This window comes from Faecalibacterium sp. DFI.5.82, assembly GCF_029076575.1.
Classification (GTDB): Bacteria; Bacillota; Clostridia; order Oscillospirales; family Ruminococcaceae; genus Faecalibacterium; species Faecalibacterium duncaniae.
In genome coordinates, this window is sequence record NZ_JARFIS010000920.1 from 1 (window position 1) to 295 (window position 295).

Here is a 295-nt window from a genome sequence, read left to right on the forward strand (position 1 = left end):
GGTCGATCTGGCCATCCGTCACGGTAAAGCCCAGCGTGGCGGCATAGGTCTGGTTCACAGCGGTGCTGGCCGTCAGGGCATTATAGAAGAGCACAGCGGCATCCTCCAGGGTCAGGCCCTGCCCCTGCACGGCGCTCAAACCGGCCCGCAGGCCCAGGCTGCTGGCCTTTTTGATCTGTGCCGCCGGGAAGCTGCCGCTCATGGTGGTTAAATCATAGCCCAGCAGCTTGAGGGCGGCGGTGCAGGCCTCTTCCAGCGTCACACCGTTTTCGGGCCGGAAAGAACCGTCGGTGTA

The 295-nt window shown here is 63.7% G+C and carries 1 pseudogene; it reads right to left on the minus strand.

Going from position 1 to position 295, the window contains the following annotated elements:
- A pseudogene (locus tag P0G09_RS19495) lies at positions 1 to 295 on the minus strand (S-layer homology domain-containing protein); the annotation flags it as partial.